Raw genomic sequence first — 7,993 nt, 5'->3', positions numbered from 1 at the left:
CCGCAGGTCCAGTGCGGTTCAACACGACTTCTCCTCGCCAGCCCCGACACCTCGTCCGGTGGCCCGGAACTCCCTGCCGCGTCGCTGGCGCGCTCAGACAAGCGCACCTTGACGGGACCGCGTGGAAACTCGGGATGACGTTCTGACCAAGAGCCGTCCCCCGGATCGACAACGGTCGTCGACGTCGTCGCCGGGCCGGCGGGGTCGCCGATTGTTCAAGGTCTGTTATCGGGGACTTTCCTCCGCACGCAGCGCACTCGGTCCAGGGTTCTGCCGTCCTGTGCGTGGATGCCCGACACTCTCGGGCGAGCGTCGTCGCAAGGGCCTGCCCTCGCCCACCGATCCGTCAGGAGTGGTCCCCCATGCGGGATCTGCACTCCCGGCGCAGCGCCACGTCGCGCTCCGCCGGACCTCTCGTCTCTGTCCTTCTCGCGCTGCTCGTCGCCACCGGGGCGACCCTGGTCGCGCCCTCACCTGCCCGAGCCGCCGACACCGATGTCGTCCTGATCCCGGACGCCCGGCTCAAGGAGGCCATCAACGCGACGCTCGCCGCCTCGATCGGGACCACCCGGCCTGCCACCCAGGACGTCACCGTCGGGGAGGCCAGCCTGGTCACCAACATCGCCTCGGCGCGGGTCCGGGGCGCGATCACGGACCTGACCGGTCTCGAGGCGTTCCCGAACCTGACCGTGTTCGCGACCGTGCGGACCGGCAACACCTACGCCAGTCTGGAGCCCCTGCGCGGGCTGACGAAGCTCACCCAGCTCGGCGTGCCGAACGGGCAGATCACCGACCTGTCCCCGCTGGCCGGGCTCACGAACCTGACCAGCCTGACGCTGGGGCGCAACCAGATCACCGACGTCGCGCCGCTGTCGGGTCTGACGAAGCTGACCATGCTGAACCTGAACAACAACCAGGTCCGCACCCTCACGGGGCTCCCCGCCGCTCCCGGCATGACCGACCTCCAGCTGGCCAACAACCGGGTCAAGGACGTCACTCCGCTGGTCGGCAGGTTCGACGCGGCGAACCTCCGCTCCGTCACCCTCAGCGGCAACCGGATCACCGATGCTGCCGCCCTGTCGCCGCTCGGCCGGGACGGCGCGCTGCTCGGCGCCGCCGCGAGCTCCGACCAGGGTCTGAACCTGGCCCGGAACCGGATCACGGACTTCTCCGCCTTCGCCTCCTGGCTGAGGCCGCCCACCGGCGACCAGGTGAGCGAGCAGTCGGTCTACGCCGGTCCCTACCGCGCCGGCGGGATCGTCCTGACGCTGAAGGACGCGGCCGCAGCCGTCGTCCCCGCCGTCGACCCGTCCGCCGGTGGCTACGACCCCGCCACCTCCCGGCTGACCCTCACCGACGCCGCCGCTCCGAGCGTGACGGTCTCCCCGAACTGGACGGTGCTCTTCGAGAACCCGCCGGTCGAGCCGGGCGACGAGTTCGGCCCGCAGGTCGTCGAGGAGAAGATCCTCGAGAGCGGCAGCCAGGCCGAGCCGATCAGTACACCGGAGGTCGGCGAGATCCTCCGGGTGAGCGACCGGGGCTCCGCCTTCGCCGACGGGGCCTGTTCCCGGTTCTCCTACCGGTGGCTGCGCGACGGCGACGAGTTCGACGGCGCGCGGTACTACGAGAGCGATGTCGTAGAGAGCAACCGGACGATGGGTGGCCCGGGGGAGAGCGCGGACACCCAGTTCGTCGCGAGCCGAGGCGACTACGTGATCTCGGCCACCGACGTCGGCCACCGCCTGTCGGTGCGCGTCACCTGTCTCGCGACCGGGGTGTCCAGCACCTCGGAGCCGAGCCCCGTCGTTGCGGCCGAGGAGCCCGAGAAGCCGGTCGTCCAGGAACTCCTGACCGGCACGCGGATCTCCGGCGTGCTCAACCAGGACGGCAGCACCCATCTCACCTTCCGTACCCGTCGCACCGGCGTCGTCGGCGACCCCACCAATCCGACCATCCCGATCTACGTCGGTCAGCTCGACGCCGCCGGCACGCTGGTCGACCCGACCGGGATCACCATCGAGCTGGCCACGATCCACCACGTCTCCTCCGCTCCGCACCTGCTCACGACCGAGGACGTCGAGATCATCGGGACCGGCGCGGAGCGGGCCATCGTGATCAGCCCGACGCAGGGCGACGTGCGCGCGGAGCTCACCTTCACCGTGACCGGGACGACCGGCAGGACGACCGTCTTCCACGTGGGCTACAAGTCGTCCGTCGAGACCACGCCCACCAGCCGGGTGCTGCTCGGCGCGAGTGACGCCTCGACCGCGATCGCGGTCGGTGACGGGCACCTGCTGGTCGCGGACGACGAGAAGCGCAACATCCGCCTCTACGACGCCGAGGTGTCCGGGCGGGAGGTCGCCGAGTTCGCACTGCCCCACGACAGCACCGGCGGCAAGGTCGAGATGGACGCCGAGGCCTCCGCTCGCAAGGGCGACACGATCTGGTGGTTCGGCTCCCACGGCAAGGACAAGGATGGCAAGGTCCAGGTCGGCCGGCACACGATCGAGCAGACCACGCTCACCGGCACCGGCGCCGACGCCGAGCTCACCAGGACCGGCGTGAACTACCACGGCCTGATCACCGACCTGATCGAGTGGGACCGCGCCCACGCGGACCGGTTCGGGTTCCGCGCGGCCCTGGTGGAGAACGGCGGCCCGCAGGTCGACGACCTCGACGGGCTCAACATCGAGGGCGCGGAGTTCTCGCCCGACGGCAGCGAGCTGTACGTCGGCTTCCGCTCCCCCGTCTACCCGGCCGTCGTCGGCGGCAAGGCCCTCATCGTGACGATCACCAACCTCGAGGACCTCACCTCCGGCGCGGCGACCAAGGCCCGCTTCGGTCAGCCGATCCTGCTCGACCTCGGGGGACACAGCATCCGCGAGATCCGCAAGAACGACGCGGGCGAGTACCTCGTCCTCAGCGCCCGGGCGGGCGGCGCCACCCCGGCGGAGACCCAGCAGCTGTGGGCCTGGGACGGCGACCCGGACACCCGGCCGCGCCTGCTCACGACGACGCTGCCCGCGGACGTGGAGCCGAACCACAGCCGCAACGGCGGCGGCTGGGAGGGCATCGGCGAGATGCCCGAGCGACTCGCCCCGGGCGCCGAGGTGCGGCTGCTCATGGACCAGGGCTACGTCGAGCTCTACGGCTCCGGCGCGGAGAACAAGGACGACACCGACGACTGGAGCAACAAGGCCCGCACCGACGTCGTCACCCTCGCCGGCGCGGCCGGCACGCTGGCCGCGCTCAGCTCCCCCGGGACCTTCGGTGCCCAGGCGACCGGCACGGCGGGAACGCCGCGCGAGGTGACGCTCACGAACACCGGCTCCAACCGGCTGCGCGTCGGTGAGGTCCACACCGAGGACGACGACTCGGCCTCGGCGGACGAGTTCCTGGTCTCCCGCAACACCTGCTCCGGCCGGACCCTCGCCCAGGACGAGACCTGCACCGTCCGGGTGCGCTTCCAGCCCTTCCGGGAGAACGCGACCGCCTCGGCCCGGCTCGTCGTCGAGAGCGACGTCCCCGGCGGCACCAGCAGCGTCGCGCTCACCGGTACCTCCACCACCCTCCCCCAGGGTCCTCGCGGAGAGGACGGGGAGAACGGAGAGGACGGCGCAGCCGGTGAGAACGGCAAGGACGGCAAGGACGGCAAGGACGGCGCCGACGGCGCACCCGGCCCGCAGGGACCGCGTGGCCTGACCGGCCCGCGCGGTCCGCAGGGCACGATCGGCGTCAGCGCGGTCCGGCGCGCGGTGACCGTGCGGGCCGACGGCCGGGCCCGGCTGCCGTTCCTGGTGCAGAACCGGACCGGTGCCCCGATCTCGGCCACCCTGCGCGCGAAGACGCCCACGGCCCTGCGGGCCACCGGCGCGAAGCGGCTGAAGGTCAGGCGGCTGGGAGCGGGCACGAGGTCGACGTACGCCTTCGTCCTGAAGGTCGGCGCGAAGGCGAAGCCCGGACGGCACCGGGTCCTCGTCACGTTCCGCATCGACGGCGCGCACGTGACCCGGGCGGTCGTGGTGCGCGTTCCGCGGCGCTGAACGAGGCGCTGACCGCGGGGGCGGTCAGGCGAGCAGGCGGGCCTTCGCCTGCGAGAACTCGTCGTCGCTGAGGTCCCCGGACCGGTGGAGCGAGGCCAGCTCCTTCAGCGCGGCGATCAACGGGTCGACCGCACCCCCGGCCGGGACGGCCGGGGGTGGCGGTCGGTCGACCGGGGTGCGGCCGGCTGGTCCGATGAGGCCCGGCCGCCCGAGTCTCGGCCCGAAGTAGGGACGCAACAGCATGGATCAGCCCTCTCGCTCGTCGGCGGCACGGAACGCCGCCTCGGCGACCTCGGGCGGGACCCGCAGGTGCAGCGCCAGCGTGCCTCCGGTGGACTCCAGCTCCTTCGCGGCGAGCGCCGCCCAGCGGTGCTCGACCGCGAGGACCGCGGCGAGCCGGTCGGTCGACAACGACGCGGCCACCCCCTCCAGGTCCTCGACGCTGAGCACCGTGGCCGGTTCCAGCTCGATGCCCGCGAACGTCGGGTCGTCGACCTTCTCCAGGTCGACCGCGACCGCCACGCCGTCCTCGGCGACGAGGAGCACCAGGTCGATCAGCGCGACCGCGTCGCTCGCCGTCATCGCCCTGACCACGTCCGCGACCCGTGCCGTCGCGGTGTCCGCGGGGAACGTGAGCACCACGACCTCGACCGGCCCCCGGCTCATCGCGCCGGCTCCCGCTAAGCGGTGCGGGCGCGCGAGATGAGCGAGCTGAGCGCCCAGATGACGGCGATGTCGAAGGCCAGGATGACCAACGCCCACAGCGGGTAGTACGGCATGAACGCGAACGTCGTCAGCGCCGAGAGGACGGCGACGATGATGCCGAGGACGAACCCCCACGTCTTGCCGGCGATGATCGCCGCACCCGTGACGACGGCCACGACGCCGATGATCATGTGGATCCAGCCCCAGGTGGTCAGGTCGAACTTGAAGACGTACTCCGGTGTCGTGACGAACACCTCGTCCTCGAGCGCGGCCGAGAGCCCCTGGAAGAACTGGAAGATGCCGAGCGTCGCCAGGGCGCACCCGCCGAACACCGCGATGCCGCTGGCCCACTCGGACCCGGGCTTGTCGTAGACCGTCTCGTAGCCGGACGTCGTGCTCATGATGTCTCCTGGTGATAGTCCGCCGCGATCGAATGCCTTGGACTATCGGACGACTACGACGCGGCCGCTTCACCCGATTCGGACCAAGGGCCGGATCCCGGGAGCCGGCGGGACCTCCGGACCAGCCACCCGCCGCCCGTCAACAGGCCCGCGCCGAGGAGGCCCAGCCAGAGGGCGGGGCCACCCGTGTCCGGGAGGATGCCGCCCGCGGAGTCGTCCTGACCGTCGCCGCTGCCGTCGCCGCCGCCATCGTCGCCGCCGGCACCCTCACCGCCGCCGGCCGGATCGCCGTCGTCGTCCTGCGGGTCGACGACGATCGTGACGGTGGCCTCCGCGCAGAGCGGGTCCGGCTCCGGTGAGCAGATGCGGTAGCGGAAGCGGTCGGTGCCATCGAAGCCGTCGTCCGGGGTGTAGACGTACCGCCCGTAGCGCCACACGACGCGGCCGTGTCCGGGCCCGGAGGTGACCACCGGCGGGCCGGCCGCGCCGGCGTCGTTGGCGAGTACGTCGATGCCCACCGGCCGCCCCGCGTCCGTGCGGGCGCGGTCGTCGACCGCCAGTGGCGCGACCTCGACCTCGACGAGGCCGGTGCTGCAGAAGACCGGGAGGCCGTCGTCGTAGACCACGACCCGGTACGTGTCCCGTCCGGTGAAGCCGGGCGCCGGCACGTACCGGGTGCCGGCGCCGGACACCGAGGCGGTGCCGTGGGCGGGCTGCCCGACGATCGTGTACGTCAGCCGGTCGCCGTCGGGATCGGTGCCGGGCAGGGTCCCGTCGACGGGCCGGTCGACGACGGTCCTCAGCACCTGGTCGGGCAGCTGCGGCGGCCGGTTCTCCGGTCGCACGACGACGTCCGCCTCGGCCTCGGCGCACAGCGTCGGCGCGGAGGTCGCGCAGATCCGGTAGTGCATGACGTCGGTGCCGAGGTAACCCGGCCCCGGGGTGTACCGGATGCTCCCGTCGGGCTGGACCGAGGCGAGGCCGTGGCTCGGACCGCTGACGATGCTGACGGTCACGTCGTCACCCAGGTCGTTGGCCAGCTCCGGCACGCTGGCCGGCGTGTTCACCACGGTCTCCACGATGTCGTCGGCGGCGACGGGGACCACCTCGACCGTGATGGTCGCCTGGTCGCACAGCCGCGGGTCGCCGTTGTCGCAGACCTCGTAGACGAACGAGTCGACGCCGGTGAACCCCTCGTCCGGCAGGTAGCCGAACAGTCCCGAGGGCAGCACGATCGCCGTCCCGTTCGCGGGACCCGAAACCAAGGTGGTGCGCAGGTCCTGACCGGTGTCGGGATCGCTCACCTCCAGCCGCTCCAGGACCGTCTGGTCCACGGGCGTCCGGTACGTCGCCGGCTCGGCCACGGGCGGGTTGTTCGTCGGGACTGTCGCGACGACGGTGGTCTCGACCGAGGCCGCGGGCGCGGACCCGTCGTTGTTCCCCGGGTCGGGGTCGGGCGTGCTGGTGGTCCCGCGCACGGTGTTGGTAAGGGTCCCCGCCGAGGGGCCGGTCCCCGTGATCGTCCGGGTGACGCTCTGGTCCGGCGCGAGGGTGCCGAGGTCCCAGGTGACGGTGCCGCCGGTGACGGTCCCGGTATCGCTGGCGGTCACGTCGGTGAGCTCGGGCGGCAGGTCGTCGGTCACGACACGTCCTCGGCCGCGGAGGGACCGTGGTTGGTGATGGTGACGATGTAGGTGACCTCGCCGTCGGGGGCAATCGTCGCCGGCCCGGTCTTCGACACGACGAGGTCCGCGCTGGGTCGGCTGACGGGACTCGCGCACTGCGGCGCCGGGTAGCCGTCGGCCGGAGGCGTGGCGACCGCGTCGGGGACGACGTTGGTCACGGTCCCCGACTGGACGTCGAAGATCTGCGGCGGCGCCGGCGGCGTGCGGTCGTCGACGTCGATGGGGGCGGCCGCGGAGTCGCCTGCGAAGGTCCCCTGGGTCCGCGTCGTCCCCTCGAACCCGTAGCGGCCGAACCCCGTGACGCTGCCGTCGTTGGACAGGTCGGTGGCGACGAGACCACCGCTCAGCGACTGACGCCAGGTCCCGTTGTTGGTGAACTGCTGCGAGATCAGGACGTAGCCGTCGTTGGTGGAGGGACCGTTGTTGCTCAACCCGCCCTGCACGACCAGGGCGCACTCGTTGGCGATCCGCCCGGAGCCGTTGACGGTCGTCGTGCCCTGGACGGCAGTGACGCCGGTGTTCGTGAACCGGCCGTCGAGCGTCAGCGGACCCTCGACGGTCAGGAGTCGCTGGTTGTCCAGTGAGGCGGCCCCGTTGACGCTGAAGGACCCGCGGACCCGCATCGTGCCGAGGTTCACGAACGCGCCCGCCGCGGGAGCCAGGCCGCCCCGGACGTCCAGGGTTGCTCCGGCCAGGTTCCGGATCGTGGCCGCGCCGTTCACGTTCAGGCCGGCGGCGACCACGGAGCCCTCGTTCTCGAGCCGGAACCCGGTCGTCACGGAGATGGTGGGCAGCGTCACCGAGGCGCCGGGCGCGACCACCAGCGACCCGGCCGGGTTGTTCAGGTACGGCACCTCGACGGTGGCCGACGACGCGACGCACAGGGTCCCGCCCGCCGGCAGCGAGTCGATGCCGCCCGTGAAGCGGCCGTCCCGCAGGAGCAGGACCTCCCCGGCGGCGACGGCGATGGTCGCGGTGCGGTCCCCCGTCAGCGTCCTGGTGGGCGAGGCGCACTCGGTCCCGAAGTCCGCATCCGCCGTCGGCGCGACGAGGAGCGACAGGCCGAGCAGCATCGCCAGGGCGGTCATCGCAGACGCGATGCGAGCTGGCCCCCCGAGAGTCATGTCAGCACCGTAGGGCGGGTCGGAGCGGAGCGCCA

At 72.2% G+C, this 7,993-nt stretch carries 6 protein-coding genes; 1 reads left to right on the top strand and 5 read right to left on the bottom strand.

Annotated features, from left to right (window positions below; genetic code table 11):
- Window positions 1-362 precede the first annotated feature (362 nt).
- Window positions 363-4,043 carry a leucine-rich repeat domain-containing protein gene (locus tag VMF51_RS16770; RefSeq protein ID WP_325475598.1) on the top strand — a complete coding sequence of 1,227 codons (3,681 nt, stop codon included), beginning with the start codon at window positions 363-365 and terminating at the stop codon, window positions 4,041-4,043.
- Between the two features lie 24 nt (window positions 4,044-4,067).
- On the opposite strand, the gene VMF51_RS16765 is transcribed toward VMF51_RS16770, so the two are convergent.
- From VMF51_RS16765 to VMF51_RS16745, 5 genes are read right to left on the bottom strand one after another with little or no spacing between them, the layout of a single operon-like run.
- Window positions 4,068-4,286, bottom strand: a complete 219-nt coding sequence (locus VMF51_RS16765; protein ID WP_325475597.1) for an SHOCT domain-containing protein — start codon at window positions 4,284-4,286, stop codon at window positions 4,068-4,070.
- A gap of 3 nt (window positions 4,287-4,289) precedes the next feature.
- Window positions 4,290-4,709 (bottom strand): DUF6325 family protein, encoded by a 420-nt coding sequence (locus VMF51_RS16760; RefSeq protein ID WP_325475596.1) that lies wholly within the window; start codon window positions 4,707-4,709, stop codon window positions 4,290-4,292.
- Window positions 4,710-4,723: 14 nt separating this feature from the next.
- Window positions 4,724-5,149 (bottom strand): DUF7144 family membrane protein, encoded by a 426-nt coding sequence (locus VMF51_RS16755; RefSeq protein WP_325475595.1) that lies wholly within the window; start codon window positions 5,147-5,149, stop codon window positions 4,724-4,726.
- 53 nt (window positions 5,150-5,202) lie between these two features.
- The gene (locus tag VMF51_RS16750) at window positions 5,203-6,792 is read right to left on the bottom strand and encodes an Ig-like domain-containing protein (RefSeq protein ID WP_325475594.1); all 1,590 of its coding nucleotides are present in this window, start codon (window positions 6,790-6,792) and stop codon (window positions 5,203-5,205) included.
- Window positions 6,789-7,922, bottom strand: a complete 1,134-nt coding sequence (locus VMF51_RS16745) for a hypothetical protein (RefSeq protein ID WP_325475593.1) — start codon at window positions 7,920-7,922, stop codon at window positions 6,789-6,791. Before VMF51_RS16745 ends, VMF51_RS16750 begins: the two co-directional genes overlap by 4 nt.
- Window positions 7,923-7,993: the final 71 nt, after the last annotated feature.

This window comes from Nocardioides sp. (assembly GCF_035503875.1).
Classification (GTDB): Bacteria; Actinomycetota; Actinomycetes; order Propionibacteriales; family Nocardioidaceae; genus Nocardioides.
This window is presented reverse-complemented; position numbering and strand designations above follow the sequence as displayed.